Source organism: Zoogloea sp. (assembly GCF_041908905.1).
In the GTDB taxonomy this organism is placed as follows: domain Bacteria; phylum Pseudomonadota; class Gammaproteobacteria; order Burkholderiales; family Rhodocyclaceae; genus Zoogloea.
Window position 1 is genome coordinate 168,326 of record NZ_JAYREK010000002.1, and the last position, 26,238, is coordinate 194,563.

At 71.3% G+C, this 26,238-nt stretch carries 25 protein-coding genes; 16 read left to right on the forward strand and 9 right to left on the reverse strand.

The window, feature by feature from the left end; genetic code table 11:
* The first annotated feature begins 6 nt into the window (after positions 1 to 6).
* The 14 genes from ACE3OU_RS02625 (at position 7) to ACE3OU_RS02690 (ending at position 12,679) form a co-directional block, all read left to right on the forward strand.
* On the forward strand, positions 7 to 675 hold the full coding sequence (locus tag ACE3OU_RS02625; RefSeq protein ID WP_374239976.1) for a type II secretion system protein N: 669 nt from the start codon (positions 7 to 9) through the stop codon (positions 673 to 675).
* Positions 672 to 2,861, forward strand: coding sequence for a type II secretion system secretin GspD (gene gspD, locus ACE3OU_RS02630; protein ID WP_374239977.1), 2,190 nt, complete (start codon positions 672 to 674; stop codon positions 2,859 to 2,861). Before ACE3OU_RS02625 ends, gspD begins: the two co-directional genes overlap by 4 nt.
* Complete coding sequence (gene gspE / locus ACE3OU_RS02635; protein ID WP_374239978.1) at positions 2,858 to 4,324, forward strand: type II secretion system ATPase GspE; 1,467 nt, start codon at positions 2,858 to 2,860, stop codon at positions 4,322 to 4,324. Before gspD ends, gspE begins: the two co-directional genes overlap by 4 nt.
* 4 nt (positions 4,325 to 4,328) lie before the next feature.
* The gene (gene gspF, locus ACE3OU_RS02640; protein ID WP_374239979.1) at positions 4,329 to 5,534 is read left to right on the forward strand and encodes a type II secretion system inner membrane protein GspF; all 1,206 of its coding nucleotides are present in this window, start codon (positions 4,329 to 4,331) and stop codon (positions 5,532 to 5,534) included.
* Between the two features lie 9 nt (positions 5,535 to 5,543).
* On the forward strand, positions 5,544 to 5,987 hold the full coding sequence (gene gspG / locus ACE3OU_RS02645; protein ID WP_374239980.1) for a type II secretion system major pseudopilin GspG: 444 nt from the start codon (positions 5,544 to 5,546) through the stop codon (positions 5,985 to 5,987).
* Positions 5,988 to 5,994: 7 nt separating this feature from the next.
* Positions 5,995 to 6,564, forward strand: coding sequence for a prepilin-type N-terminal cleavage/methylation domain-containing protein (locus ACE3OU_RS02650; protein ID WP_374239981.1), 570 nt, complete (start codon positions 5,995 to 5,997; stop codon positions 6,562 to 6,564).
* Complete coding sequence (gene gspI / locus ACE3OU_RS02655; protein WP_374239982.1) at positions 6,561 to 6,941, forward strand: type II secretion system minor pseudopilin GspI; 381 nt, start codon at positions 6,561 to 6,563, stop codon at positions 6,939 to 6,941. Before ACE3OU_RS02650 ends, gspI begins: the two co-directional genes overlap by 4 nt.
* Positions 6,938 to 7,522: a type II secretion system minor pseudopilin GspJ gene (gspJ, locus tag ACE3OU_RS02660; protein ID WP_374239983.1), complete on the forward strand. Its 585-nt coding sequence runs from the start codon at positions 6,938 to 6,940 to the stop codon at positions 7,520 to 7,522. Before gspI ends, gspJ begins: the two co-directional genes overlap by 4 nt.
* Positions 7,522 to 8,481 (forward strand): type II secretion system minor pseudopilin GspK, encoded by a 960-nt coding sequence (gene gspK, locus ACE3OU_RS02665; RefSeq protein WP_374239984.1) that lies wholly within the window; start codon positions 7,522 to 7,524, stop codon positions 8,479 to 8,481. The genes gspJ and gspK overlap by 1 nt, the downstream gene beginning before the upstream one ends.
* Positions 8,478 to 9,698 carry a type II secretion system protein GspL gene (gene gspL, locus ACE3OU_RS02670; protein ID WP_374239985.1) on the forward strand — a complete coding sequence of 407 codons (1,221 nt, stop codon included), beginning with the start codon at positions 8,478 to 8,480 and terminating at the stop codon, positions 9,696 to 9,698. The genes gspK and gspL overlap by 4 nt, the downstream gene beginning before the upstream one ends.
* Positions 9,695 to 10,222, forward strand: coding sequence for a type II secretion system protein GspM (gspM, locus tag ACE3OU_RS02675; protein WP_374239986.1), 528 nt, complete (start codon positions 9,695 to 9,697; stop codon positions 10,220 to 10,222). Before gspL ends, gspM begins: the two co-directional genes overlap by 4 nt.
* A gap of 14 nt (positions 10,223 to 10,236) precedes the next feature.
* Positions 10,237 to 10,989 (forward strand): type II secretion system protein N, encoded by a 753-nt coding sequence (gspN, locus tag ACE3OU_RS02680; RefSeq protein ID WP_374239987.1) that lies wholly within the window; start codon positions 10,237 to 10,239, stop codon positions 10,987 to 10,989.
* A gap of 76 nt (positions 10,990 to 11,065) precedes the next feature.
* Positions 11,066 to 12,142: a transaldolase gene (gene tal, locus ACE3OU_RS02685; protein ID WP_374239988.1), complete on the forward strand. Its 1,077-nt coding sequence runs from the start codon at positions 11,066 to 11,068 to the stop codon at positions 12,140 to 12,142.
* Positions 12,143 to 12,280: 138 nt separating this feature from the next.
* On the forward strand, positions 12,281 to 12,679 hold the full coding sequence (locus ACE3OU_RS02690; RefSeq protein ID WP_374239989.1) for a RidA family protein: 399 nt from the start codon (positions 12,281 to 12,283) through the stop codon (positions 12,677 to 12,679).
* Between the two features lie 139 nt (positions 12,680 to 12,818).
* Here ACE3OU_RS02690 and ACE3OU_RS02695 read toward each other — a convergent pair whose 3' ends face one another.
* From ACE3OU_RS02695 to ACE3OU_RS02735, 9 genes are all read right to left on the reverse strand, one after another.
* Positions 12,819 to 13,268, reverse strand: coding sequence for a DUF192 domain-containing protein (locus ACE3OU_RS02695; protein ID WP_374239990.1), 450 nt, complete (start codon positions 13,266 to 13,268; stop codon positions 12,819 to 12,821).
* 464 nt (positions 13,269 to 13,732) lie between these two features.
* Positions 13,733 to 14,602 carry an alpha/beta fold hydrolase gene (locus tag ACE3OU_RS02700; protein ID WP_374239991.1) on the reverse strand — a complete coding sequence of 290 codons (870 nt, stop codon included), beginning with the start codon at positions 14,600 to 14,602 and terminating at the stop codon, positions 13,733 to 13,735.
* A gap of 55 nt (positions 14,603 to 14,657) precedes the next feature.
* Positions 14,658 to 15,236, reverse strand: a complete 579-nt coding sequence (locus ACE3OU_RS02705) for a hemerythrin domain-containing protein (protein ID WP_374239992.1) — start codon at positions 15,234 to 15,236, stop codon at positions 14,658 to 14,660.
* A gap of 20 nt (positions 15,237 to 15,256) precedes the next feature.
* Complete coding sequence (locus tag ACE3OU_RS02710) at positions 15,257 to 16,006, reverse strand: ABC transporter ATP-binding protein (protein ID WP_374239993.1); 750 nt, start codon at positions 16,004 to 16,006, stop codon at positions 15,257 to 15,259.
* A 1-nt stretch (position 16,007) separates the two neighbouring features.
* Positions 16,008 to 17,843 (reverse strand): ATP-binding cassette domain-containing protein, encoded by a 1,836-nt coding sequence (locus tag ACE3OU_RS02715; protein WP_374239994.1) that lies wholly within the window; start codon positions 17,841 to 17,843, stop codon positions 16,008 to 16,010.
* Complete coding sequence (locus ACE3OU_RS02720; RefSeq protein ID WP_374239995.1) at positions 17,840 to 18,868, reverse strand: branched-chain amino acid ABC transporter permease; 1,029 nt, start codon at positions 18,866 to 18,868, stop codon at positions 17,840 to 17,842. Before ACE3OU_RS02720 ends, ACE3OU_RS02715 begins: the two co-directional genes overlap by 4 nt.
* An 88-nt stretch (positions 18,869 to 18,956) precedes the next feature.
* Positions 18,957 to 20,090 carry an ABC transporter substrate-binding protein gene (locus ACE3OU_RS02725; protein WP_374239996.1) on the reverse strand — a complete coding sequence of 378 codons (1,134 nt, stop codon included), beginning with the start codon at positions 20,088 to 20,090 and terminating at the stop codon, positions 18,957 to 18,959.
* Between the two features lie 41 nt (positions 20,091 to 20,131).
* Entirely contained in the window at positions 20,132 to 21,085 is a 954-nt protein-coding gene (locus ACE3OU_RS02730) for a 3-carboxyethylcatechol 2,3-dioxygenase (RefSeq protein ID WP_374239997.1), read from the reverse strand.
* Positions 21,082 to 22,716: a bifunctional 3-(3-hydroxy-phenyl)propionate/3-hydroxycinnamic acid hydroxylase gene (locus ACE3OU_RS02735; protein WP_374239998.1), complete on the reverse strand. Its 1,635-nt coding sequence runs from the start codon at positions 22,714 to 22,716 to the stop codon at positions 21,082 to 21,084. Before ACE3OU_RS02735 ends, ACE3OU_RS02730 begins: the two co-directional genes overlap by 4 nt.
* A gap of 262 nt (positions 22,717 to 22,978) precedes the next feature.
* Between ACE3OU_RS02735 and ACE3OU_RS02740 the strand changes: the two genes are divergently transcribed.
* A complete protein-coding gene (locus ACE3OU_RS02740; protein WP_374239999.1) occupies positions 22,979 to 23,827 on the forward strand; it encodes a DNA-binding transcriptional regulator in 849 nt (282 codons plus the stop codon).
* Between the two features lie 157 nt (positions 23,828 to 23,984).
* Positions 23,985 to 26,165 carry a catalase/peroxidase HPI gene (katG, locus tag ACE3OU_RS02745; RefSeq protein ID WP_374240000.1) on the forward strand — a complete coding sequence of 727 codons (2,181 nt, stop codon included), beginning with the start codon at positions 23,985 to 23,987 and terminating at the stop codon, positions 26,163 to 26,165.
* The last annotated feature ends 73 nt before the right edge of the window (positions 26,166 to 26,238 follow it).

Genomic DNA, 26,238 nt, shown 5'->3' on the forward strand with positions numbered 1-26,238 from the left:
AACCCGATGAAGCTCCCCGAACGCCCCGACCTCTCCCGCCTGCCCTGGCCCCGTGCCGCACGGCTGGCGCCGTTGCTCGCCTGGGGCCTGGCGCTGGCCGTCACGGCCTGGGTCGCGGCCGACCTGTTCTGGCGCTTCAACGCCCCCCGGGTGCCGGCCCTGCCGGTGGCCACCCAGGCCGCGCCCCAGGCGGCGGCCCAGGCCATCGCCAGCCGCCGCCTCATGGGCCAGGGCGCCGATGCGCCCCAGGCCGCCGCCGCGGCAGTCGCCAGCCGCTACACCCTACACGCCGTCGTGACCGGCGCCGAAGGCCGCCCCGGCTGGGCCGTGCTGAGCATCGATGGCGGCGCCCAGCAGGGCTTCGTCGAAGGCCAGCCCATCCAGGCGGGCAGCACCCTCGCGCGGGTCCGTGCCGACGCGGTGGACATCGCCTCGGGCGGCGCCACCCAGACCGTCGCCCTCGCCCCCCGCAGCGGCGACGGCAGCCCGTCCGCCGGGGGCCCGCCCCCCGCCATGCCGGCGCCGTTGCCGGCCTCCGCCGCACCGGCCACCCCGCCCTCCTCCATCGAGCTGGGCGGCGACACCACCGACCAACGTCCCGACGCCGCCCAGCGCAACCTCGCTCCCGGCTTCCCGATCCGCATTCCGGCCCAGCCGCCCACGCCCAGCCCATGACACCAGCCCGCCGCCGCCCGGGGTTCGCCCGCCGCGCCATCGCCGCCAGCCTCGCCCTGACCCTCGCCACCGGCCTGCTGCCCAGCACCCCGCAGGCCCTGGCCGCCGACAACGGCAGCAGCGCGAGCGGCGAGCCCGTATCGCTGAACTTCGTCAATGCCGAGATCGGCGGGGTGATCCAGGCGATCTCCAAGATCTCCGGGCGCAACTTCATCATCGACCCGCGCGTGAAGGGCACCCTCAACATCGTCACCGCCCGCCCGGTGGCCCGCCACCTCACCTACTCGATCCTGCTCTCGGCGCTGCGCCTGCAGGGCTACGCGGCGGTCGAGGGCGACGGGGTCACCAAGATCGTGCCCGAGGCCGACGCCAAGCTCCACGCGGTGCCGGTGGGCAAGGGCAAAGGCGCCGGCGGCGGCGACCGCCTGACCACCCAGATCTTCAACCTCAAGCACGAATCCGCCAGCCAGCTGGTGCCGGTGATCCGCCCGCTGGTGTCGCCCAACAACACCGTCACCGCCTACCCGGGCAACAACTCGCTGGTGGTCACCGACTACGCCGAGAACGTCGGCCGCATCGCCCAGATCGTCGAGTCCATCGACGTGCCCCAGGGCGACATGCGGGTGATCCCGCTGCAGCACGCCTCGGCCCTCGACCTGGCCCAGACCGTCACCCGCCTGCTCGCCGACGGTGTCGCCGGCACCACCGCGGGGGTGGCCGGCGGCGGGGTGGGCGGCGACGCCAGCCAGCGCATCTCGGTGATCGGCGACCCGCGCACCAACAGCCTGCTGGTCCGCTCCGAGAACCCGTCCAAGCTCAACGCGGTGCGCCAGCTGGTCGCCAACCTCGACAAGCCCGGCGCCGCCGGCAACATCCACGTGGTGTACCTCAAGAACGCCGAAGCCGTTAAGGTCGCCCAGACCCTGCGCGCGGTGATCAGCGGCGAAGCCGGCAGCCTGGGCCAGAACCCAACGGGCACCGCCGGCAGCAGCTTCGCACCCACCCAGGCCGGCACCACCACCGGCAGCACCACCGGCACAATGGGCGCCACGCCGTCCTTCAGCAGCCAGACCGGCAACACCGGGGCCACCGGCAATGGCATCGTGCAGGCCGACCCGATGACCAACTCGCTGATCATCACCGCGCCCGAGGCCATCTACAACAACCTGCGCAAGGTGGTCGACCAGCTCGACAAGCGCCGCGCCCAGGTGTACGTGGAAGCGCTGATCACCGAGGTCAGCACCGAGAAGGCCGCCGAGATCGGCATCCAGTGGCAGGCCGGCAAGGTGGGCAGCACCACCGCCTACGGCGGCACCAGCTTCGGCTCCAGCGGCAACAACATCCTCAACCTCGCCGCGGGCCTCGCCAACAGCAGTTCCACGGTACTCCCCGGCAACGGCCTCAACCTCGTGCTCGGCAGCGGCACCGTCAGCGTCGGCGGCCGCGAGATCGCCAACCTCAACATGCTGGCCCGCTTCCTCGAGTCCGACACCCGGGCCAACATCCTGTCCACGCCCAACCTGGTCACCCTCGACAACGAAGAGGCCAAGATCGTCGTCGGCCGCAACGTGCCCTTCCCCACCGGCTCCTACGCCACCACGGGCACCACCGCCACCGCCAACCCCTTCACCACCGTCGAACGCAAGGACGTCGGCCTCACCCTCAAGGTCAAGCCGCAGATCTCCGAAGGCGGCACCGTGCGCCTGCAGATCTACCAGGAAGCCTCGGCGGTCATCGAATCCACCGCCACCAGCACCACCGGCCCGTCGACCACCAAGCGCAGCATCGAATCCACCGTGCTGGTGGACGACGGCGCGGTGATCGCCCTCGGTGGCCTCGTCGAGGACACCTACAGCGGCGGCCAGGAGAAGGTGCCGCTGCTGGGCGACATCCCCTACCTCGGACAGTTCTTCCGCTACGACAGCCGCAAGCGCGGCAAGACTAACCTGATCGTCTTCCTGCGCCCGGTGATCCTGCGCGACGCGGCCAGCATCGCCGGCCTGTCGTCCGACCGCTACAACTACGTCATCGGCCAGCAGCGCGACTTCGACAACCCCGACCGCCTGATGCGCAAGGAGCCCGGCGCGCCGCTGCTGCCGCCCCCCGGCAGCCCGCCCCCGGCCGTGCCCTACAACGTGCCGGTCACTCCGCCGCAGCTGCCGCCCGCCGCCGGACTCGCCCCATGAGCGCGCCGGCCCTGCCCTACGCCTTCGCCAAGGCCCACGGCATCCTGGTCGCCGGGCAGGGGGCCGAGCACGCCCAGCTGCTGCTGCGCGAGGGCGCCAGCCTCGAGGCCCTGGCCGAGGTGCGCCGCAGCCTGGGCCTGCCCCTGCAGATCGAGAACGTCTCCCGCGCCACCTTCGAGGCGCGCCTGGCCGAAGCCTACTCGGGCGCCGACGGCAACGCCGCCGAGGTCGTCGCCGACGTGGGCCAGGAGGTCGACCTCACCCAGCTCATGACCGAGCTGCCGGCGGTCGAAGACCTCCTCGAAACCCAGGACGACGCGCCGATCATCCGCATGATCAACGCGCTGCTCACCCAGGCCGTGCGCCAGGCCGCCAGCGACATCCACATCGAGCCCTACGAGCGCCACTCGGTGGTGCGCTTCCGCCGCGACGGCGTGCTGGTCGACGTGGCCCAGCCCCACCGCGCGCTGCACGCCGCGATGGCCTCGCGGATCAAGATCATGGCCAGCCTCGACATCGCCGAGAAGCGCCTGCCGCAGGATGGCCGCATCGCCCTGCGGCTGGCCGGCCGGCAGGTGGACGTGCGGGTGTCCACCCTGCCCACTACCCACGGCGAGCGCATCGTACTGCGCCTGCTCGACAAGGGCAGCGGCCAGCGCAGCCTCGACAGCCTGGGCATGGCGCCGGCCACCGTCGAGCCCTTCGCCCGCCTGCTCGACCAGCCCCACGGCATCCTCCTCGTCACCGGCCCCACCGGCTCCGGCAAGAGCACCACGCTCTACGCCGCGCTGCAGGGCATGGATGCCAAGAGCCGCAACATCGTCACCGTCGAAGACCCGGTCGAATACGACCTGCCCGGCGTCGGCCAGATCCAGGTCAACCCCAAGATCGAACTCAGCTTCGCGCGGGCGCTGCGGGCGATCCTCCGCCAGGACCCGGACGTCATCATGATCGGCGAAATCCGCGATCTCGAGACTGCCCAGATCGCCGTCCAGGCCAGCCTCACCGGCCACCTGGTGCTCGCCACCCTGCACACCAACGACGCCGCCTCGGCGGTCACCCGTCTGATCGACATGGGCGTCGAGCCCTTCCTGCTCGCCTCCACCCTGCGCGGCGTGCTCGCCCAGCGCCTGGTGCGCCGGCTGTGCCCGGCCTGCCGCACCCCCGAGCCCGCCACCGACACCGACCGCGCCCTGCTCGGCCCCGGCACGCCCGCCCACCTGTGGCGCGCCCCCGGCTGCCCCGCCTGCGGCCGCACCGGCTACGCCGGCCGCACCGGCATCTACGAGCTCATCACCACCGACGACGCCGTCGAGCGCCTCATCCACACCGGCGCCGACGAGGCCAGGCTGCGCGCCCACGCCCGCGCCCACGGCGCCCACAGCCTGCGCGACGACGGCCTGCGCCTCGTCGCCGAGGGCGTCACCTCGGCCGAAGAGCTGCTGCGCGTGACCCGCGACTGAGCCCATGACCGCCTTCCGCTATCGCGCCGTCGACCCGGCCGGCAAGGAGACCGCCGGCGTCCTCGAAGCCGACACCGGCAAGGCCGCCCGCGGCCTGCTGCGCGAGCGCGGGCTGTTCCCCCTCGACGTCGCCCCGGTGGCCCAGGAGTCCGGCGGCGGCCGCGGCACCCGCCGGCGCCTCAAGCAGGCCGACCTCACCCTGCTCACCCGCCAGTGGGCCACCCTGCTCGCCTCCGGCCTCACCGTCGAGCAGGCCCTCGCGGCCCTCATTGAACAGGCCGAAACCGACGGCCTGCGCCAGCTGCTGGCCGGCGTGCGCTCCGAGATCCTCGCCGGCTACAGCCTGCGCGCGGCGCTGGACCGCTACCCCCAGGCCTTCTCCACGCTGTACCGTGCCTCGGTGGCGGCGGGCGAGAAGTCCGGCGAGCTGGCCCGCGTCATGAACCAGCTCGCCGACTACCTCGACCGCAGCCACGCCCTGCGCACCAAAACGCTGCATGCCCTGCTCTACCCGGCCATCGTCGCCGGTGTCGCGCTGCTGGTCATCGTCGGCCTGATGACCTACGTGGTGCCCCAGGTGGTGTCGGTGTTCCAGCAGGGCAAACAGGCCCTGCCGCTGCTCACCCGGGCGCTGATCGTCGTCAGCACCCTGCTGCGCGAATGGGGCTGGCTGCTGGTGCTGGCCATTGCCGGCGGGCTGCTGGCCGGCCGCGCGGCGCTGCGCGACCGCAGCGTCAAGCGCCGCTGGGACGCCTGGCTGCTGCGCCTGCCGGTGCTCGGCCGCCACCTGCGCACGCTCGACGCCACCCGCTTCGCCAGCACCCTGTCGATCCTCGCCGGCAGCGGCGTGCCGCTGCTCGCCGCCCTCGACGCCGGCCGCCAGGTGATCAGCCGCCTGCCCCTGGCCGAGGCCGTCGCCACCGCCGCCGAGCGGGTCCGCGAGGGCCAGCCCCTGTCCCGGGCGCTGGGCGCCAGCCGCCAGTTTCCGCCGCTCCTGATCCACATGATCGCCAACGGCGAGGCCACCGGCCGGGTCGACGAGCTCCTCGACCGCGCCGCCCGCCTGCAACAGGCCGAACTCGAAAACCGTACCGCCACCCTCACCGCGCTCCTCGAGCCGGTACTGCTCCTGGCGATGGGCGGCTTCGTGCTGCTCATCGTGATGGCGGTGATGCAGCCGATCATCGAAATCAACACCCTGATGAAATAAGGAACCGCCATGCAACGCACCTCCGCACGCCCTGCCCTTGCCCGTAGCCGCGGCTTCACCCTCATCGAAGTGATGGTCGTCATCGTGATCCTCGGCGTGCTCGCCGCCCTCGTCGTGCCCCGCGTCATGAGCCGCCCCGACGAAGCCCGGGTGGTCGCCGCCAGGCAGGACATCTCGGCCATCATGCAGGCCCTCAAGCTCTACAAGCTCGACAACCGCCGCTACCCCACCGCCGAGCAGGGCCTGCAGGCGCTGGTCACCCGTCCCACCGCCGCGCCGGTGCCCGACAACTGGAAGTCCTACCTCGACAAGCTGCCCGTCGACCCCTGGGGCAAGCCTTACCAGTACGTGCTGCCCGGCCTCAAGGGCGAGGTGGACGTGATGAGCTTCGGCGCCGACGGCATCGCCGGCGGCGAGGGCTTCGACGCGGACATCGGCTCCTGGAGCCTGTGAGCCCCCGATGCCGTCGGCAGCACGCGCCCCCTCGGGGGCGCCTCCGCTCGCAGCGCCCCGGAGCCGGGAGATAGCCCCGACCCGCCCCCCGCGCGCCGTCCGGCGCTCCGCCGGCTTCACCCTCATCGAGGTGATGGTGGTGCTGGTGATCATGGGCGTGATGGCCACCGGCATCACCCTCGGCATCGACAGCCTGCGCGGCCGCGACGCCGATCAGGCGCTGCGCCGCCTGCGCCTCGTGCTCGAGGCCAGCGCCGACCGGGCCAGCGTGCGCGGGCGGCCGATCGCCATCGAGCTGCTGCCCGACGGCTACCGCTTCGCCGCCCTCGACGCCGACGACAACTGGCGCCCCCTCATCGACCCGCCGGTGTTCACCGACCGCACCCTGCCCCCCGGCCTCGCCTGGGCCGGCCTGCGCCTCGAAGGCCAGCCCGACGGCGCCAGCCGGCGCCTGCAGTTCGGCACCCAGCCCCCCGAATACGAGCTGCGCGTCACCACCCCCGGCGGCGAGGCCCGCTTCACCGGCCGGGCCAACGGCGAAGTCCTCCTCAGCCTGGCCGGCGCCGCCGCCCGATGAGCGCCGCCCGCCGCCAGCGCGGCTTCACCCTCCTCGAGACCCTGGTGGCCCTGGCGATCCTGGCCATCGCCCTGAGCGCCGCCTTCCGCGCGCTGGGCGTCACCGCGCAGTCCGCCGCCGAGCTGCGCGAGCGCACCCTGGGCGACTGGGTCGCCGAAAACCGCCTGGCCGAGCTGCGCGCCACCGGCGCCTGGCCCCAGCCGGGCGTGAGCGAAGGCAGCGCCGAGCAGGCCGGCCGCAGCTACCGCTGGCGCGAGGAGGTCAAGACCACCCCCAACCCGCTGTTCCGGCGGGTGGACCTGAGCGTATTCGCGCCGGAATCCGGCGAGCACGCCATCGCCCGCCTCACCGGCTACGTAGCGAGGCCGCTGCAATGAGCGCCCGCCCGCCCCGCCGCCAGCGCGGCCTGACCCTCATCGAGCTGATGGTGGCACTGGCCATCTTCGCGGTGCTCGGCGTGCTCTCCTACCGGGCCCTCGCCGAGGTCGGCACCAGCCGCACCCGCCTCGAAGAAAACTTCGAGCGCTGGCGCGGCATCGGCCGCGCGATGCAGCGCATCGACACCGACCTGCTCCAGGTGGTCGCCCCCGCCGCCGAGGCCGGCTCCGCCAGCCCCCAGGCCAGCCCGGCGATGCTCCTCACCCGCGCCGCCGGCGGCGGGCCGGAGCTGCAGTTCCTGCGCCTCGACGACACCCGCGGGGTGCGCCGGGTCGGCTACCGGCTGGTGGACGGCCGCCTCGATTGGCTGCGCTGGAGCGGCCGCGACGCCTTCGGCGAGCCCGCCGTGGAACCCCTGCTCGACAAGGTACGCGACGTGCGCTGGCGCTTCCTCAGCGGCGGCAACCGGGTCGACGCCTGGCCCCCCGGCGAGCGCCGCGGCGCCCTGCCCGAGGCGGTGATCCTCGAGCTGGAGCTCGCCGACCACGGCACCCTGACCCGCTTCATCGCCCTCCGCTGATGCGCCGCGCCGCCCCCACCCCGCTCCGACGGGCCCGCCAGCGCGGCGCCGCGGTGATCCTCGCCCTCCTCACGGTGGCCCTCGTCGCCGGCCTCGCCGCCGCCGCGGTAGGCGACCTCGGCGTGGCGATGGACCAGGTCACCGGCCGCCACGACCAGGCCCAGGCCCGCCAGCTCGCCCGCGGCGCCGTGGACTGGGCCCGCAACGTGCTGGCCGAGGACGCCCGCGGCAGCACCGTCGACCACCTCGGGGAAGCCTGGGCCGTGCAGGTGCCGCCGACGCCGGTCGAAGAGGGCGAGCTGGCCGGCGAGATCCGCGAACAGTCGGGCCGCATCAACCTCAACAACCTGGTCCAGGCGGACGGGCCGGACCTCGGCGAAATGGACCAGTTCCTGCGCCTGCTCGCCATCCTGGGCGTGGGCGACAGCCAGGCCCTCGACCTCCGCGCGGCGCTCCTCGACTGGCTCGACGCCGACGAAGAACCGCGCCTGCCCGGCGGCGCCGAATCCACCTGGTACGGCGCCCAGACCCCGCCGCGCCGGCCCACCAACGGCCCCCTCGCGGCTGTGGCCGAGCTGGCCCAGGTCCGCGGCTTCACGCCCGAGCTGGTCGCCCGCCTCACCCCCTTCGTCGCCGCGCTGCCCGCCGGCAGCCGGATCAACGTCAACACCGCGCCGGCCGAAGTGCTGGCCGCCGCGACCCCCGGCCTCGGCCTCGACACCGCCCGGGCCCTGGTGGCCGAGCGGGGCCGCGCCTGGTTCAAGGACATCGCCGACTTCGAGGCCCGCCTCAAGTCGCGCAGCCCCGACGCCGACCCCGACACCGCGCGCCTGGCCACCACCAGCCGCCACTTCCTGGTCACCGGCCGCGCCCGCTTCGGCGTGGCCATGGTGCGCATGGAAGTGCTCCTCGACCGCAGCCAGAACTGGCCGACCATCGTTTGGCAGAAACTGTTATGAGCCACCGCCTCCTCCTCGCCATCGACGAACAATGGCCCACCCGGCCCGACTGCCCGTGGGTGCTCCTCGGCCCCGACGGGCGGCCCGTCTCCGAGGGCCACTCCGAGCCCCGCCACTGGCCCGCCGCCGCCGAGTGCGAGGTGGTGCTCACCGGCCCCCAGTGCCTGTGGCTGGAGGTGCCGCTGCCCCGCGCCAAGCGCGCCGACCTGCCGCGCCTGCTCGCCTACGCCCTCGAAGACCGCCTGCTGAAAGACCCGGACACCCAGCACCTCACCGTCAGCCACCGCCGCCCGGCTGGCGACGGCGAGCGCAAGCTCACCGGCGTGCTGGTCGTCGCCCGCGAGCGCCTGCGCCAGATCACCGCCCAGCTCGCCGCCATCGGCCGGCCGCCGCGCCGGATGCTGGCCGAGGTGCAGACCGCGCCGTCCGGCGGCGAGGCCTGGCAGCTCAGCCTGTCGGCGGCTGGTGCGATCCTGCGCAGCGGCGCCGAGGCCGGCGTCGCGCTGGATGCCGAGCTCCTCGCCCCGCTGCTCGCCGCCCAGGCCGCCACCGCCCGCGCCGCCAATACCGCGCCGGCCCACGTCGCGCTGCACCTCGCCCCCGGCTGCCCGGCCCCCGACCTCGCCGCGCTGCAGGCCGAGGCCGCCCTCGACATCCGCCCGGGCGCGCCCTACCTGTGGTGGGAAGGCGCCGCCGGCAAGGTGGCCAACCTGCTCCACGGCGAGTTCGCCTTCCGCGAGCAGGGCGGCGGCTGGCTCGGCCGGCTGGCCCCGGCCGCCGCCCTCGGCGTCGGCGCGCTGGCCCTGTGGTTCGTGGTCGGCGTGGGCGAAGTGCTGTGGCTCAGGCACCAGCAGGACAGCATCGAAGAACGCATCGAGCGCATCTACCGCAGCAGCTTCCCCAACGGCCCGGTGGTCGCGCCGGCGGCCCAGATGCGCCAGCAGCTCAACCTGGAGCGCGCCCGCCACGGCCTGCTCCGCGACGACGACGCCCTCGCGCTGCTGGCCCAGGCCGCCGAAGCCCTCGGCACCGACGCCGCCGGCGGGGTGGCCGCCCTGCGCTACGAGGACGGCCGGCTCGACCTCACCCTCAACGGCCCCGCCGCAGCCCGCGCCGAGGCCGTCGTCGGCCTGCTGACCGCCCGCGGCCTGCTCGCCGACCTGCGCCGCGACGGTGCCTCCACCCATCTGCTGCTCCGCCGGGAGACCCTGCAATGAACGCCCCCGCCCAAGCCAAGGCCGCCGCGGCCCCTGCCTCTCCCCTTTCGCCCCTCGCCCGCCTCACCCAGGCCTGGCAGGCCATCAGCCCGCGGGAGCGCCGGCTGGTGCTGCTGGCCGGCGGCGTGGTGGCAATCGGCCTCGTCGTCGGCCTGCTCGACTGGAGCCGCGGCGAACGCGCCCGCCTCGCCCGCAGCCTGCCCCGGGCCGAGGCCCAGCTCGAACAGGTCCAGGAGGCCGCCACCGAGATCACCCGCCTGCGCGGCGAGACGGCCACCCCGCGGGCTGCCGGCCCGGCGCTGCTGGAGGCCGCCCAGGCCTCGGCCAAGAGCCGTGGCCTCGGGCTGGTGCTGCAGGCCAGCGGCGACGGCCTGCAGGTCAAGGGCCAGGCCGGCCTCGACGCCTTCGTGGACTGGCTGGCCGCCCTCCAGCGCGACCAGGGGCTGCGGGTGCAGCGCCTCGAAGTCCAGGGCCAGGGCAGCGCCGCCAGCATCGACGCGGTGCTGGTGCAGCACGACGGCTGAGGCACGGCCCCACGATGATCCGCAAGCTTCTCGCCCTCTTCGCCCTCGCCATCGGCTTCGCCGTCGTCAAGGCCCCCGCTGCGCTGCTGGGCGGACTGCTCGGCCACTTCAGCGGCGGCGGCCTCATCCTCCAGCAGGCCGAGGGCAGCCTGTGGCAGGGGCGCGGAATCCTCGCCAGCCGTGACGCCGGCGGGCGCAGCCTGACCCCCTGGCTGCCCCTGGCCTGGCGTTTCGACGGCGGCGCGCTGGCACGCTTCGCAATGGGCTGGGATTTCTCGACCAGCGGCAGCCCCCTCGCCCACGTCGAGCTCGGCCCCGGCGGACTGGCCCTCAGCGGCCTGGCGCTCCACGTGCCCGCTGGGCCGGCCCTGGCGGCGGTGCCCCACCCCCTCGCCCGCGCCGGCTGGCAGGGCGACCTGAGCCTGGCGTCCCCCCGCTGGCAGTGCCCCGCCGACGGCCGCTGCAGCGGCGAGGCCAGCCTGCTGTGGCGCGGCGCCGGCAGCGCGCTCTTCCCGGGCCGGGCCTTCGGCGACTACCGGGTGCAGATCAATGCCGAAGCCGGCGCCCTGCGCTTCAACCTGCAGACCCTCGCCGGCCCGATCAACGCCAGCGGCCAGGGCGAAGCGGCCTATCGCGGCCTGCCCCGCTTCGACGGCCAGCTCAGCGGCGACCCGGACCTGCTGCGCCGGCTGCCCGCCATCGCCGGCGGCGCCGCGAAGCCCGGCGCCCAGCCGGGCCACTTCGAGATCCACTGGCCGCCGAGGTAATCCGTCACTTTCGCCAGCCTGCATATTCAGCCAGAATTGCAGGCTCACCCGATCCACCCACCGCAAGGCCCGACCCATGAATCCGATCCAAGCCGCCCGTGCCGCCGGCCAGCAAATCTGGCTCGACAACCTGTCCCGCGCCCTCATCAACTCCGGCGAGCTCGCCCGCTTCATCGAGCTGGGCGTCGCCGGCGTCACCACCAACCCGGCGATCTTCCACAAGGCCATCGCCGAGGGCCACGACTACCGCCCGGCGCTGGACGCCCTGGACGCCTCCCTCGGCGCCGAAGCGCGCTACGAACGGCTGGTGGTCGAGGACGTGCAGCGCGCCTGCGACGTCATCCGCCCGGTCTTCGAGGCCAGCCAGGGCGACGCCGGCTACGTGAGCCTGGAGGTCTCCCCGGCGCTGGCCGACGACGAGGCCGGCACCGTGGCCGCCGCCCGCCGCCTGCGCGCCGCGGTGGCCCGCGACAACCTGCTGGTCAAGATCCCCGCCACCGCGGCCGGCGTGCGCGCCATCGAAACCCTCACCGCCGAGGGCGTCAGCCTCAACGTCACGCTGATGTTCTCCCTCGCCCACGTCGATGCGGTGGCCGGCGCCTACCAGCGCGGCCTCGACACGCTCGCCGCCGCCGGGGGCGACGTCGCCCGCGTGCGCTCGGTGGCGAGCGTCTTCCTGTCCCGCTGGGACAGCCTGATCGACAAGCAGCTCGACGAGATCGGCACCCCCGAGGCCCTCGCCCTGCGCGGCAAGGCCGGCGTCGCGCTGGCCCGCCAGGCCTACCAGCGCTACCTCGCCCGCTTCCACGGCGAAGGCTTCGCGCCCCTCGCCGCCCAGGGCGCCCGCCCGCAAAGCATGCTGTGGGCCAGCACCGGCACCAAGAACCCGGCCTACCCCGACCTCATGTACGTGGAGCCGCTGATCGGGCCGGAGACCGTCAACACCCTGCCCGACGCCACCCTGGCAGCCTTCATCGACCACGGCAACGTCACCGGCAACACCGTCGCCCAGGACGCCGACGCGGCCGCCGCCCACCTCGCCGCGCTGGCGGGCCTCGGCCTCGACCTGGACGCGCTGGGCGAGCGCCTGCAGCAGGACGGCCTGGCCCAGTTCGCCACCGCCTTCGGCAAGCTGCTCGAACTCACCGCCTGAGGCTGGCCTGCCGCCCTCACGACGGCGCGGCTCCGGTCGCGCCGTTTTTCCGTCCGGCGGGAGCGCCCGCCCCGATGGCCAGCGCCGGCCCGGGGCGGCATACTCCCGGGACATCCCTCACCCCAACGGAGACAGCCCATGGAACGCATCGCGATCAACCCGCCCCAGCTCTTCACCGGCAAGGCCTTCAGCCAGACCTTCTCGATCAGCGGCCATCAGCGGCTGGTCTTCGTGTCGGGGCAGGTGGACTGCGGGGTCGACGGCAAGGTACGCCACCCGGGCGACCTCGACGCCCAGCTGGTCGGCACCCTCGACAACCTCAGGATCGCCCTCGAAGCCCAGGGCTGCACGCTGCAGAACCTGGTCAATGTGCACATCTACGTGACCGACCTGAAGCCCGAGGACTGCACCCGCATCCGCGAGATCCGCTCGGGCTACTTCGACGCCGAGAAGCCGCCCGCCGTCTCGCTGCTGGGCGTCGAACGGCTGGCCTTCGAAGGGCTGCGGGTCGAGGTCGAGGCGATGGCCGCGATATGAGCGCCCCCAGGGCCGGGCTTCGCCCAGCCCGCCCCCCGCGGGGGTCAAGAAAACTTGGGGCGGCCCTGCGTTTCCTGGGCCCTGCGTTTCGTTGAGAGGCTGCCGCTCCGCGGTACGCCCGGGCCCGGCCTCCTGCAGGCTACAGCGCCCGGCCCGCGAGGGCCTCGACGCCGCCGATCCGCGCCCCGGGCGCAATGCCCTTCTGCCGGAACCAGCCCTGGTTCATCTCCAGCGCAAAGGCCGCCGGCCGGGCGGCGCAGTGGTTGTCCTCGGTCTGGGGCTGCATGTCCTCGATGTTGAGGATGCGGCCCTGCTCGTCCAGAAAGGCCACCGACAGCGGCAGCAGGGTGTTCTTCATCCACATGCAGTGGGCCCGGCGCTCGGTGAAGACGAAGAGCATGCCGTGGTTGGCCGGCATGCTGCGGCGATTCATCAGCCCCACCATGCGGTGGTCGGGCGTCGCCGCCACCTCGGCCTCGATGCGGTACATCCCGACGGTCAGCTCGGTCATCGGCATCGCCCCCTCGGCCGCCCCGAGGCGGGCAAACCCGAGCAGCAGGATTAAGGAAATCGGGCGGAGGAGTTTCATGGCGCTGGCCTCGGGTGATGGGCTGCGGAAATTACCATGAAAGCCGCCGGGTGCGGATTATGGGGACGGGGGCTGCGGTTCCACGGCTGAGTTTCCAAACCCACTTGTTTGCAGATCGCTGATGGGGACCAGCGGATTTCCTTTATTTGGCGTCACATTGGCCGGGTCGCGCCCCGGCGGGCGCCCTACTTTCTTGCGTCGCCAAGAAAGTAGGCAAAGAAGTAACCCGCCCGCTGGGCGTAGGCGGGGTTTCGCGAAGCACCACTTCGCGCCGCCGAAGCCGGCCGGGTGTGCAAACCCGGCCGTGGAACCGGGACCCGGCCAACGAAACGCCAAACAACGGAAAACCCTTGGTCCCCACCAGCGAACCGCAACACACAAGCAGCGCCCCCCTGACCCAGCCCGCCAAAGGCCAAACAGGCCCCACGCGGCGGGAGTTCCAGCGCCTGGCGCGAGGGCCTCGCTCAGTTCCCAAGGAAATCCAGCACCATCCGGTTGAACTTGTCGGCGTGCTCCCACTGGGCCCAGTGGCCGCAGCGGTTGAAGATGTGCAGCTCGGCGTTGGGCATGCCCCACAGCAGGCGCAGGCCCACGTCCATCGGCACGAAGCGGTCGTCGCGGCCCCAGATGACCAGGGTCGGCGTGGTGATCTCACCCAGGCGCGGGCCGTAGTCGGGGAACTGCTTCGGGTTGGCGGCCAGGCTCTTGACGAAGTTCTCGAGGTGGTCCTTGCGCGACATCATGTTGTCGAGGCGGGCCTGGTAGAGCGCCTCGGTGAGGCTGCTGGTGTCGAAGACGAACACCGCCATCATCTTCTTGAGGTTCTCGATGGTCGGGTCGCGGTAGAGGCCCTGCAGCAGCTTGATGCCCTCGGTAGGCATCGGCACGAACTGGCTCGGGCCGCCGGTGCCGCCGCCCATCAGCACCAGCTTGCCGACCCGGCCGGGGTTGAACAGCGCGAAGGCCACGGCGCTGTGGCCGCCCATCGAGTTGCCGATGATGTGCACCTTGTCGAGCCCGAGGGCGTCGAGCAGTCCCTTGAGGGCGCGGGCGTTGAGCTCGGAGCGGGAGCCGGTGCAAACGATCGGGTCGCTCTTGCTCCAGCCCGGGCAGTCCATCAGGATCACCCGGTAGCCGGCCGCCACCAGCGGCTCGATGTTGCGGTTGAAGTTGGCCCAGCCGCTGGCGCCGGGGCCGGAGCCGTGGAGCATCACCACGGTCTCGGCGCCCTCGCCGCAGTCGTTGTAGTGCAGTTGCAGGTCGAGGTCGCCCTCCTGGATGCGGACGAAGCGGCTGGTGGCGGCTTCGGTGATGGCAGGCGCTTGGGTGGTCATGGTGTCTTCCTTGTGGGGGGGAGGGAGGAATGGGTGGGTCGGGCCGCCCGGCGCTTCAACCGCCGAAGGGGCGCGGGCCGAAACCGATGGGCGCGGGCGCGCAGTCTACGAGCTTCGAGAACAGGCCGGCGAAATCCTCGTGCCCGGCCAGGTCGCGGGACGCCATGTCAGCCTCGAACTCGGCTTCGGCAGCGGACCAGTCGGCGGCGCCGAGGTGGGTGCGCAGCAGCGGCAGCACGGCGCTCTCCTCGAGCATCATGTGCGAGCGGTAGAAGTCGGCGTAGTCGTCGAAGGCCTTCGCGAAGGGCTCGAAGCCGGCCGGGTCGGCCACGTAGCGGTCAAGGGCCTGCTGCAGCGCGGCGATCCGCGCGGGGGCGGCGGCGTGCTGGGCGGCGAGCTGCGCCAGGGCCCCGGCGGCCTCCGGGCTGCGCCCGGCGAGGCGGGCGAAGAGCGGGTCTTCGCGGGGGTGGTGGCGCTGCTCGGCGTAGGCGTCGAGGTAATGGACCATCGCCTGGAACAGCTTGAGGTCCGGCGCCAGGCGGCCGGCGCCGACCTCCTTCAGCATGAAGCGGATGGCGTGCAGGATCGAGGCGAGCGACTGGTGCTCTTCGGAGATGATGCGCAGGGCTTCCATGTGGGGTCTCCCGTGGTCTTTCAGGTGGACAGCAGTTCCTGGTGCTTGCTGCCCAGGCCGAGATAGCTCTCGATCACGCGCGGGTCGTCGCGCAGCGCGCTGGCCTCGCCGTGCATCTTGATGCCGCCGTTTTCGAGCACGTAGGCGTAGTCGGCCACCTGCAGCGCGGCGCGGGCGTTCTGCTCGACCAGCAGGATCGACACGCCGCGGCGGCGCAGCTCGGCGATGATGCGGAAGATCTCGCGCACGATCAGCGGCGCGAGGCCGAGGCTGGGCTCGTCGAGCATCAGCAGCTTGGGGCGGGCCATCAGCGCGCGGCCCACCGCGAGCATCTGGCGCTCGCCGCCGGACATCGTGCCGGCCTGCTGCAGGCGGCGCTCCTTGAGGCGCGGGAACAGGGCATACACCTCCTCCATCGTCTCCAGGTGGTCGCGCTTGCCGCTGCGGTGGCGCTGGAAGGCGCCCAGCAGCAGGTTGTCCTCGATGCTCATCGAGCCGAACAGCTCCCGCTTCTCGGGCACCAGGTTCATGCCGCGCACGACCATCCGCTCGACCTCCGGCACCTGCTCGATGCTGCCGTCGAAGGCCACCTCGCCGCGGGACGGCAGCAGGCCCATGATCGCCGACAGGGTGGTCGTCTTGCCGGCGCCGTTGGGGCCGATCACCGTGACGATGCGCCCCTCGCCCACGCTGAGGCTCACGTTGCTGACCGCCTCGACCTTGCCGTAGGCCACCGAGAGGTTATTGACTTCGAGTACGTTGCGGGCCATCTCAGACACCTCCCAGGTAGGCTTCGAGCACGGCCGGGTTCTTCTGGATTTCCTCCGGCAGGCCCTCGGCGATCTTCTCGCCGAATTCCATCACGACGACCCGATCCACCAGGCTCATCACGAAGTCCATGTCGTGCTCGACGATCAGCACCGCCATGCCCTCCGACTTGAGGCGGCGCAGCAACTCGGCGAGGGCCTGCTTCTCCTTGAGGCGCAGGCCGGCGGCCGGCTCGTCGAGGAGCAGCAGGCAGGGGTCGGAGCACAGGGCGCGGGCGATCTCGAGGATGCGCTGCTGGCCCAGGGCCAGGCTGCCCGCCTCGGCGAACATGAAGTCCTTCAGCCCGACACGCTCCACCTGGATCGCCGCCTCGCGCAGCAGGCGCGCCTCCTCCTCGCGGTCGAGGCGCCAGGCGGCGGGCAGCACGCCCTTGCCGCCGCGACGATGGGCGCCGATGGCGACGTTCTCGAGCACCGTCATCCTGGGCAGCAGGCGCACGTGCTGGAAGGTGCGGCTCATGCCCAGCCCGGCGATCTCCCGCGAGCGGTGGCCGGCCACCGAGCGGCCGCGGAACAGCACGTCGCCCGAGGTGGGCGTGTCGACGCCCGACAGCTGGTTGAACATGGTGCTCTTGCCGGCGCCGGTGGGGCCGATCAGCGCCAGGATCTCGCCGGCCTTCACCGAGAGGCTCATGTTGTTGTTGGCGACGAGGCCGCCGAACTTGCGGGTCACGGCCTTCGCCTCGAGGATGGTCTCGCCCATCGGCGGCTGCGGCTTCCTGGGCAGCGGCGCGGCGGCGGGGTCGATGGTCTTCTGCGCCTCGCGCACCGGCACCAGCCCGGCGATGAGTGGCCACAGGCCGTCGCGGGCGCGCTGCAGCACGATCACCATCATCACGCCGAAGATGATCACCTCGTAGTTGCCGGCGCTGCCGAACACCTTGGGCAGCACATCCTGCAGCCACTGCTTGAGCACGGTGATGACGCCGGCGCCCACCAGCGCGCCCCACACCTGCCCTGCCCCGCCGACCACCGCCATGAAGAGGTATTCGATGCCGATGTGCAGGCCGAAGGGAGTGGGGTTAACGAAGCGCTGCAGGTGGGCATACAGCCAGCCCGCCGCACAGGCGTGCAGCGCGGCGATCACGAAGATCACCATCCGCGCGCGGGAGGTGTCGACGCCCATCGCCTCGGCCATCACCATGCCCCCCTTGAGGGCGCGGATCGCCCGCCCCTCGCGGGAGTCGAGCAGGTTGCGGGTGGTGAACAGCGCCGCCAGCACGAAGAGCCAGACCAGGTAGTAGAACTGCCCGTTGTCGGCCAGCGCGTAGCCGAACACGCTCACCGGCGGAATCCCCGACAGGCCGCCGTGGCCGCCCAGGAACTCCATGTTGCCGAACAGGAAGTACAGGCTGATGCCCCAGGCCATCGTGCCCAGGGGCAGGAAATGGCCCGACAGCTTGAGAGTCACCGAGCCGAGGACCAGCGCCACCGTGGCGGTGAGCACCAGCCCGGCGACGAGGGTCAACCACGGCGAGCCGCCGATGAAGGCCAGCCAGCCCGGCAGATCCTGGGCGGTGGTGAGCCACGCCGTGGTGTAGCCGCCAAGGCCGACGAAGGCCGCCTGCCCGAAACTGGTGAGGCCGCCGACGCCGGTCAGCAGCACCAGCCCGAGGGCCACCAGCGCCGACAGGCCCACGTAGTTGAGCAGCGTGACGTAGAACTCCGGCAGCACCAGCGGCGCGACCGCCAGCAGCGCCAGGAACACGCCGAGCACCAGCCTGGGGCTGAGCCGCGATGCGCCGCCGGGCAGGCTGCGGGTTTGGGTGTTTGCGTTCATTCTTCTTCCTCCACGTGGTGGGAAGTCAGGGAGCGCCACATCAGCACCGGGATGATCAGCGTGAACACGATGACGTCCTTGAAGGCGCTCGCCCAGAAGGACGAGAAGGATTCGAGCAGGCCGACCAGGATCGCACCGCCCGCCGCCAGCGGGTAGCTCGCCAGCCCGCCGATGATGGCGGCAACGAAGCCCTTCAGGCCGATCAGGAAGCCGCTGTCGTAGTAGATGGTGGTGATCGGCGCCACCAGCAGGCCCGACAACACGCCGATGACCGCCGCCAGGAAGAAGGTCAGCCGCCCCGCCAGCGCCGGCGAGATGCCCATCAGGCGCGCGCCGTTGCGGTTAATGGCGGTGGCGCGCAGGGCCTTGCCGTAGAGCGTGCGGTCGAAGAACAGGTACAGCCCGACGATCAGCACCACCGACGCGCCGAGCACCACCAGCGTATGTCCGCCGACCATCAGCGAACCGAGCTCGAACTGGGCGTCGCTGAAGGGCTGGGTGCGCGAGCCTTCGGGGCCGAAGATCAGCAGGCCGAGGCCGACCATCGCCAGATGCACCGCCACCGAGATGATCAGCAGCACCAGCACCGGCGCCTCGGCGACCGGCTGGAAGGCCACCCGGTAGAGCATCGGGCCCATCGGCACGACGATCGCCAGGGCGATCAGCACCCGCAGAGCGGTGGGCAGGTCGGCCAGCGGCAGCACCCGCAGCACGCCCGCCAGCGCGAGCGGATAGGCCAGGTTCCACAGCACGGAGCGCCCGATGCTGCGCCGGCCGCTGGCCGAGAAGACGTCCACCGCCAGGGTCAGCGCGCCGCAGCCGACCAGCAGCCAGGTGGTGGCGGGAAAGTGGCCGGCCTCGAGGGCCGCCATCGTGAGGGCGCCCCAGGCGAGGAACTCCCCCTGCGGGATGAAGATGACCCGGGTGACGGCAAACACCAGCACCAGCGCCAGGGCCAGCAGCGCATAGATGGCGCCGTTGGTGACGCCGTCCTGGCCGAGCATTGCAATGATATCGGCATCCATCGAGGACTCCTGTGCAGACGCACCGGCGCTGCCTGGGCAGGCCGGTGCGGGAAGACGGCAAGGCGGCCGGGATGCCCCGGCCAGGCCCTTACTTGACGAGCTTCCAGTGGTTGTTCTCGACCTTGATCATCACGATCGCGCTGGCGTCGTAGCCGGCATGGTCACCGGCGCTCATCGTGTAGACGCCGTTGGTGCCCACCAGCTTGCTGGTCTTCTCGAGGCCGTCGCGCAGCGCCGCGCGGAACTCCGGCGTGCCCGGCCTGGCCTTGCCCTTCTGGGCGCCGGTGATGGCGTTCTGCAGCAGCTGCCAGGCGTCCCAGGTGGCACCGGCGAAGGTGGAGCGGGAATCCGGGCCGTACTTGCCCTCGAGGGTCTGCACGAAGGCCACCGCGTTCTTCTTGGTGGGGTGGCTGTCGGGCAGCTGCTCGGCCACCAGCACCGGGCCGACCGGGATCAGCGCGCCTTCGACGTTCTTGCCGCCGACCCGCAGGAACTCCTTGCTGGTGACGCCGTGGGACTGGTAGATGCGGCCCTTGAAGCCGCGCTCGCGCAGGGTGATCTGGGGCATCGCGGCGGGGGTGCCGGAGGCGCCCACGAAGACCGCGTCGGGCTTGGCGCTGATCAGCTTGAGCACCTGGGCCTGCACGCTCGGGTCGGCGCGGCCGTAACGCTCGGCGGCGACGATGGTGATCTTGCCTTCGGCGGCCTTGGTGAGGGCCTTGTGCAGCAGCTCGCCCCAGGAGTCCGAGAAGCCGATGAAGCCGACCGTCTTGACGCCGGCGGCGACCATGTCGGCCACCACGCGCTGCACCATCAGGTCGGCGGAGGGCTCGCTGCGGAACACGAAGTGGCGCTTGTCGCCGGCGACGTCGAGGGGGGCGACGGAGACCATCGGCACCTTCTCGCCGTTGGCCACGTCGGCCATCGCCACCGCGGTGCTGATGAGGTTGGGGCCGAGGATGGCGTCGACCTTGTCCTCGCTGATCAGCTTGCGCACGTTCTTGACGGCGGCGGTGGGGTCGGTGGCGTCGTCGAGGAGGATGAAGTTCACCTTCTCGCCGCCGACGCTGGCCGGGAACAGCGACACGGCCTTGCGCGTCTCGGCGCCGAGGGCGGCGGCCGGGCCGGTGAGGGAGGCGACCACGCCGACGTTGATGTCGGCCAGGGCCGGGGCGGCCGCCAGCGCGGCGGCGGTGATCACGAACAGGTTCTTGAGTTTCATTGTTGTCTCCTCGGTCTTGAGTGGGGTTGGATGGTGCGGATTCATGCGTCGGTGGCGGCGCCGGTGAGCGCGGCGAAACCGGCGATCCATTCGGGGATCGCCCGGTAGAAGCGGGGACTGGCCGTGTAGCGGCCGCCGGTGGCGGCGTTCATCGCGGCGTTGGCCGCCACCCAGGTCTTCACCTCGTGGGCCGAGGCGCCGGCGGCCTCGGTGATGGCGGCGTTGCCGTAGCCGTCGAGGGCGGTCCAGTCCTGGCAGGCCAGGTTGGCCAGGAAGGCCTCGTCCCAGTTGGGATTGAGGGGATGCAGCGGGCTGTCGCCGCCGGCAAAGCGGATCGCCGCGTCGAGGGTGCGCTGCTGGCGGGCGGCGCGGGCGGCGGCGTCGGGGTTGCGGCCGGCGATCAGGCGCTCGGCCACCTCGGGGGTGGCGGTGGCGATCTGCGGCACCGGCGGATTGTGGGACAGGCCGCCGGAACCGATGAAGAGCACCCGCTTGCCGAGCCCGCGGGCAAACTCGCCCACCGCCTCGCCGAACTGGCGGGCGCGGCGGAAGCTCACCAGCGGCGGCGCGACGCTGTTGATGAAGAGCGGGATCACCGGGTAGCGGGCGAGGCCGCCGGTGAGCTCTTCGAGCGGCTGGGCGAAGCCGTGGTCCACCTGCATGCGGTAGGACACGGCGAGGTCGATGTCGCGGGCCACCACGTGATCGGCGCAGGCCTCGGCGATCTCCCGCGGCACGCGGAGCGGGCCCGCCGAGGTGGCGTAGTCGCCCACCGAGTCGGCCGCGACGCCGAGGCACAGCTGGGGCATCGTCTCCAGGAAGAAGCCGTTGTAGTGGTCCGGCGCGAACAGGAAGACCAGCTCCGGGTCGAAGGCCTCGATCTCGGCGCGCAGCCGGGCGACGACACCGGCAACCTCATTGACCACCGCGGCCGGCGGGTCGAAGTAGCCCTTCAGCGGGGTGTGCGAGAGGCAGGCGAGCAGCGCGGCGGTCATTGGGCCCTGCCTCCGGCGTCGAGGCCCATCTTGTCGGCGACGGCGGCGATCAGCCCATTGACCTCGATCGGGTAGGAAATACCGGCCACGAAGCGGTCGGGGCGCAGCAGCACGATGGAGCCCGGATGCTGGCCGAACCACTCCTTGAGGCGCATCTGCTCGTCGCCGAGGACGTCGGTGTCGGCGGTCATGTCGACGGTCCGGTCGATCTGCACCACCGGCTTGAGGGTCACGATCTTCGCGTCGAGGGCCTTCAGGATCGCGCGGCTGCGGTCATCCAGCCAGTAGTTGGGGTCGGCGCCCCAGGCAAGCAGCGCAAAGCCCCTGCCCAGCGCGTCGTCGAGCAGCTTGACCTCGCCGGCCCGGGTGCGCACCTTGGGCTGGATGAACATCCGGCCCACCGGCGAATTCTTGCGGCGCACCTTCTCGTGCACCACCAGGCCGTTCTCGTAGAAGGGCATCGGCTTGAAACGCATCTCCATGAAGTAGCGCTTCACCGGCGGGATGTAGTTGAGCACCCAGGTGGTCACGTCGCGCAGGCCGGCCAGGAAGGCGTTGCGCGGCGAGAAGATGCGCCCGGCGGCCACCGACAGGTCGATCATCGCCTTCGCGTGGAGCGGGCGCTCGGACTGGTAGGTTTCGAGGAGCGCGTCACTGCCCTTGCCGTTGATCACGTAGGCCAGCTTCCAGGCCAGGTTGGTGGCGTCGCGCATGCCGGTGTTGTAGCCCTGGCCCTGCCACACCGGCATGATGTGCGCCGCGTCGCCGGCCAGCAGGATGCGGCCGATCTTCCAGCGCTCGGCGATGCGCGCGTTGTGGGTGTAGACGCGCTTGCGGATGAAGTCGAGGCGGCTGATGTCCACGTGGGCCGGCAGCACCTTGGCCAGCAGCTCGGCCATCCGCTCGGGGGTGGTCACCTGCTCCTCGGTCTCGTCCTCGAAGATCATGAACTCGAAACGGCGCACGCCGTCGGGCAGCGCCACCGACACGTAGGGCCGCTGCGGGTCGCTGTGCATGTAGATGTTGGGCACGCCGAGGGGGTCGTTGCGGATGTCCACCACCAGCCACTTCGAGGTGTCGGTGAAGCCGCCGAAGCCGATGCCCAGCGTGGTGCGCACGAAGCTGCGGCCGCCGTCGCTGGCCACCAGGTACTTGCAGCGCAGCGGATTGACCTTGCCCTGGTGCTTGACGGTGAGGCTCACGCCGCCGGCGTCCTGGTCGAACTTCTCCAGCTCGGCCCCCATCCACACCTCGACGTTGGGGAAGCGCTTGAGGCCGTCCATCAGCTCCCGGTCGACGGCGGGCTGGTTGAAGGCGTTGCGGCGCGACCAGCCGAAGTCGTCGGTGCGCGGCTCGATGGATGCGAAGCAGCGCCCGCTGGCCGTCACGAAGCGCATCCAGTGGTAGGGGGTCAGGTGCTGCTGCACCACACCGGCCAGGCCGATGCCCTGGATGGTGCGCAGGCATTCGTCGTCCATGCCGACGGCGCGGGGGTAGTCGATCAGCGCCTCGCCCTTTTCGAGCAGGAGCACCCGGACGCCATACTGGCCGAGGGTGTTGCTGATGGTCAGGCCGACAGGGCCAGCGCCGACGACGACCACGTCGGCATCGAAGTGTTGCGCAGCACTCATGGAGTCTCTCTTCTCGGTTGGGATCGGGTCGGGCCGGCCTGCAAGCCACCCGCCCGCCGCGGATGTGTATTTATTGGTCTGTGTCGATGCCGGACGCCCCGGGCGGCCTTGGGCCCGAAAGGCGGCAGAAACCAAAAATCGCCAAATTCATTAATGGCATCATTGACAAAATTGATTCTACGACCGGCGACCAGGGGCGCAAAATGTGACGACCCAAACATCCACCTGTTGCACAACATTGTTTTAAAAAGGATTTTTAGTCATGCGCAAGAACGGTGGTGCCGATTACGCCGTGGTCCGGGGCCTCACCCGCGGGCTCGATCTCCTGAAGGCCCTCAACAGCCAGGAGGGTGGCCGCTCGACCCTCGGGCAACTGGCGCAGGTCACCGGCCTGCACCGCACCACGGTGCGCCGCCTGCTCGAAACCCTGATCTCGGAAGGCTACGTGCGGCGCAGCGAATCGGACGACCGCTACTGCCTGACCCTCCACGTGCGCTCCCTGGCCGAAGGCTTCCGCGACGAGGACTGGATCTCGTCGATCGCGGCGCCGGCCCTCAGCGAGCTGCTGCAGACGGTGGTGTGGCCCTCGGACCTGACCACCCCCCAGGGCGCGGGAATGATGATCCGCGAGTCGACCCACCGCTTCAGCCCGCTGTCCTTCCACCGGGCGATGGTCGGCCAGACCATCCCGATGCTGCTGACGGCCGCCGGCCGGGCCTATTTTGCCCATTGCCCCGAGACCCAGCGGGAGCAGCTCCTCCACATGATCCGGGCCGGTGACGGCGTCGAGGCCCGCCTGGCCGCCGACGACCGCTTCGTCGCCCGGCTCGTCTCCAACACCCGCGTGCTGGGCTTCGGCAGCAACGACGGCGAATGGACGTCCCAGCGCAAGGTGGGCGCCATCGCGGTGCCGATCCGGCTGGGAGAGCAGGCCGTCGCGGCGGTCAACATCGTCTATCTCAACCGGCTGCTGACCCTCAAGGAAGCCGAACGCCGCTTCCTGCCCGCGCTGCAGCGGGCCGCGATGCGGATCGAGACCCAGCTGTCGGACGGCCCCTCGCCCCTCGCCGGGCCGCTGCCCGATCCCCTCCCCGGGAACCCCGCACCGTGACGGCTGTCACGACAAGGGCGGCCCTCGGCCCGCCACACCGCCGGTCACATAGCGGAGTGCTATCGAAAAGATGGCAGCAATCAATTAGCGCCTGGGGCACCCCGCCCGTACGATGAAAGTGTTGCTTCGTTAAACCTTGACCATCGGGAGAAAAAACATGACTGCAAATCACAACCAGACGGGTTCGGCCGGCAAGTGCCCTGTCATGCACGGCGGCCTGACCTCTGCCGGCATGTCCAGGATGGACTGGTGGCCCAAGGCCCTCAACCTCGACATCCTTCATCAGCACGACAGCAAGACCAACCCGATGGGCGCCGGTTTCAACTACCGCGAAGAGCTGAAGAAGCTCGACGTCGACGCGCTCAAGAACGACCTCAAGGCCCTGATGACCGACAGCCAGGCCTGGTGGCCGGCCGACTGGGGCCACTACGGCGGCCTGATGATCCGCATGGCCTGGCACTCCGCCGGCACCTATCGCATCGCCGACGGCCGGGGCGGCGGCGGCACCGGCAACCAGCGCTTCGCCCCCCTCAACTCGTGGCCCGACAACGGCAACCTCGACAAGGCCCGCCGCCTGCTGTGGCCGATCAAGAAGAAGTACGGCAACAAGATCAGCTGGGCCGACCTGATGATCCTGGCCGGCAACATGGCCTACGAGTCGATGGGCTTCAAGACCTTCGGCTTCGCCTTCGGTCGCGAGGACATCTGGCACCCCGAGAAGGACATCTACTGGGGCTCCGAAAAGGAGTGGCTGGCCAAGAGCGGCGGCGAAGGCAGCCGCTACTCGGGCGAGCGCGACCTCGAGAACCCCCTCGCCGCGGTGATGATGGGCCTCATCTATGTGAACCCCGAGGGTGTGGACGGCCAGCCCGACCCGCTCAAGACCGCCCGTGACATGCGCGTCACCTTCGCCCGCATGGCCATGAACGACGAGGAAACGGTGGCGCTCACCGCCGGCGGCCACACCGTCGGCAAGGCCCACGGCAACGGCAACGCCGCCAACCTCGGCCCGGCCCCGGAAGGCGCCGACGTGGAAGAGCAGGGCCTCGGCTGGATGAACCACACGACCCGCGGCATCGGCCGCGATGCCGTCACCAGCGGCATCGAAGGCGCCTGGACCAGCAATCCCACCCAGTGGGACAACGGCTACTTCGAGATGCTGCTCAAGCACGACTGGGAGCTCACCAGGAGCCCGGCCGGGGCCTGGCAGTACAAGCCGGTGAACATCAAGCCGGAAGACATGCCGGTGGACGTGGAAGACCCCAGCATCCGCTGCATGCCGATGATGACCGACGCCGACATGGCTCTGAAGGTCGACCCGGACTACCGCAAGATCTCCGAGCGCTTCGCCGCCGACCCGGCCTACTTCAACGACGTGTTCGCCCGCGCCTGGTTCAAGCTGACCCACCGCGACATGGGCCCGAAGAGCCGCTACATCGGCCCGGACGTGCCGGCCGAAGACCTGATCTGGCAGGACCCGATCCCCGCCGGCCGCACTGACTACGACGTGGCCGCCGTGAAGACGAAGATCGCCGCCAGCGGGCTGTCGGTTGCCGAGCTGGTCAGCACCGCCTGGGACAGCGCCCGCACCTTCCGCGGCTCCGACAAGCGCGGCGGCGCCAACGGCGCGCGGATCCGCCTGGCGCCGCAGAAGGACTGGGAAGGCAACGAACCGGCGCGCCTCGCCAAGGTGCTCGCGGTGCTCGAGAAGATCGCCGCCGAAAGCGGCGCCAGCGTGGCCGACGTGATCGTGCTGGCCGGCAACGTGGGCATCGAGCAGGCGGCCCGGGCGGCGGGTGTCAGCGTGACCGTGCCCTTCGCCCCCGGCCGGGGCGACGCGAGCGCCGAGATGACCGACGTGGAATCCTTCGAGGTGCTGGAGCCCCTCGCCGACGGCTTCCGCAACTGGCTCAAGAAGGACTACGTGGTGAGCCCCGAGGAGCTGCTCCTCGACCGCGCCCAGCTGATGCGTCTCACCGCCTGCGAGATGACCGCCCTGGTCGGCGGCCTGCGGGTGCTCGGCACCAACCACGGCGGCAGCGCCCACGGGGTGTTCACCGACCGCGTCGGGGCGCTGACCAACGACTTCTTCGTGGGTCTCACCGACATGGCCTACAGCTGGAAGCCCACCGGCCGCAACAGCTACGCGATCGTCGACCGCCAGACCGGCGCCACCAGGTGGACGGCCACCCGGGTCGACCTGGTCTTCGGCTCCAACTCGGTGCTGCGCGCCTACGCCGAGGTGTATGCCCAGGACGACAACCGCGAGAAGTTCGTCCAGGACTTCGTGGCCGCCTGGACCAAGGTGATGAACGCCGACCGCTTCGATCTGGCCTGATGTGGAACGGCGGGCAGCGCCCGCCAGGCCATCACCCAAGACCGGACAGCACTGCGCTGTCCGGTTTTTTTGT

Bases quoted from the DNA above. Each gene is read 5' to 3' on its own strand.
- gspE (WP_374239978.1), top strand. From the start codon at position 2,858: ATGAGCGCGCCGGCCCTGCCCTACGCCTTCGCCAAGGCCCACGGCATC.
- ACE3OU_RS02705 (WP_374239992.1), bottom strand. From the start codon at position 15,236: ATGGAAGCCCTGCGCATCATCTCCGAAGAGCACCAGTCGCTCGCCTCG.
- ACE3OU_RS02625 (WP_374239976.1), top strand. From the start codon at position 7: ATGAAGCTCCCCGAACGCCCCGACCTCTCCCGCCTGCCCTGGCCCCGT.
- gspG (WP_374239980.1), top strand. From the start codon at position 5,544: ATGCAACGCACCTCCGCACGCCCTGCCCTTGCCCGTAGCCGCGGCTTC.
- ACE3OU_RS02735 (WP_374239998.1), bottom strand. From the start codon at position 22,716: ATGAGTGCTGCGCAACACTTCGATGCCGACGTGGTCGTCGTCGGCGCT.
- ACE3OU_RS02710 (WP_374239993.1), bottom strand. From the start codon at position 16,006: ATGGCCCGCAACGTACTCGAAGTCAATAACCTCTCGGTGGCCTACGGC.
- gspJ (WP_374239983.1), top strand. From the start codon at position 6,938: ATGAGCGCCCGCCCGCCCCGCCGCCAGCGCGGCCTGACCCTCATCGAG.
- ACE3OU_RS02695 (WP_374239990.1), bottom strand. From the start codon at position 13,268: ATGAAACTCCTCCGCCCGATTTCCTTAATCCTGCTGCTCGGGTTTGCC.
- ACE3OU_RS02715 (WP_374239994.1), bottom strand. From the start codon at position 17,843: ATGAACGCAAACACCCAAACCCGCAGCCTGCCCGGCGGCGCATCGCGG.
- katG (WP_374240000.1), top strand. From the start codon at position 23,985: ATGACTGCAAATCACAACCAGACGGGTTCGGCCGGCAAGTGCCCTGTC.
- gspK (WP_374239984.1), top strand. From the start codon at position 7,522: ATGCGCCGCGCCGCCCCCACCCCGCTCCGACGGGCCCGCCAGCGCGGC.
- gspM (WP_374239986.1), top strand. From the start codon at position 9,695: ATGAACGCCCCCGCCCAAGCCAAGGCCGCCGCGGCCCCTGCCTCTCCC.
- ACE3OU_RS02690 (WP_374239989.1), top strand. From the start codon at position 12,281: ATGGAACGCATCGCGATCAACCCGCCCCAGCTCTTCACCGGCAAGGCC.
- gspI (WP_374239982.1), top strand. From the start codon at position 6,561: ATGAGCGCCGCCCGCCGCCAGCGCGGCTTCACCCTCCTCGAGACCCTG.
- gspD (WP_374239977.1), top strand. From the start codon at position 672: ATGACACCAGCCCGCCGCCGCCCGGGGTTCGCCCGCCGCGCCATCGCC.
- ACE3OU_RS02725 (WP_374239996.1), bottom strand. From the start codon at position 20,090: ATGAAACTCAAGAACCTGTTCGTGATCACCGCCGCCGCGCTGGCGGCC.
- ACE3OU_RS02650 (WP_374239981.1), top strand. From the start codon at position 5,995: ATGCCGTCGGCAGCACGCGCCCCCTCGGGGGCGCCTCCGCTCGCAGCG.
- gspN (WP_374239987.1), top strand. From the start codon at position 10,237: ATGATCCGCAAGCTTCTCGCCCTCTTCGCCCTCGCCATCGGCTTCGCC.
- ACE3OU_RS02720 (WP_374239995.1), bottom strand. From the start codon at position 18,868: ATGGATGCCGATATCATTGCAATGCTCGGCCAGGACGGCGTCACCAAC.
- gspF (WP_374239979.1), top strand. From the start codon at position 4,329: ATGACCGCCTTCCGCTATCGCGCCGTCGACCCGGCCGGCAAGGAGACC.
- ACE3OU_RS02730 (WP_374239997.1), bottom strand. From the start codon at position 21,085: ATGACCGCCGCGCTGCTCGCCTGCCTCTCGCACACCCCGCTGAAGGGC.
- tal (WP_374239988.1), top strand. From the start codon at position 11,066: ATGAATCCGATCCAAGCCGCCCGTGCCGCCGGCCAGCAAATCTGGCTC.
- gspL (WP_374239985.1), top strand. From the start codon at position 8,478: ATGAGCCACCGCCTCCTCCTCGCCATCGACGAACAATGGCCCACCCGG.
- ACE3OU_RS02740 (WP_374239999.1), top strand. From the start codon at position 22,979: ATGCGCAAGAACGGTGGTGCCGATTACGCCGTGGTCCGGGGCCTCACC.
- ACE3OU_RS02700 (WP_374239991.1), bottom strand. From the start codon at position 14,602: ATGACCACCCAAGCGCCTGCCATCACCGAAGCCGCCACCAGCCGCTTC.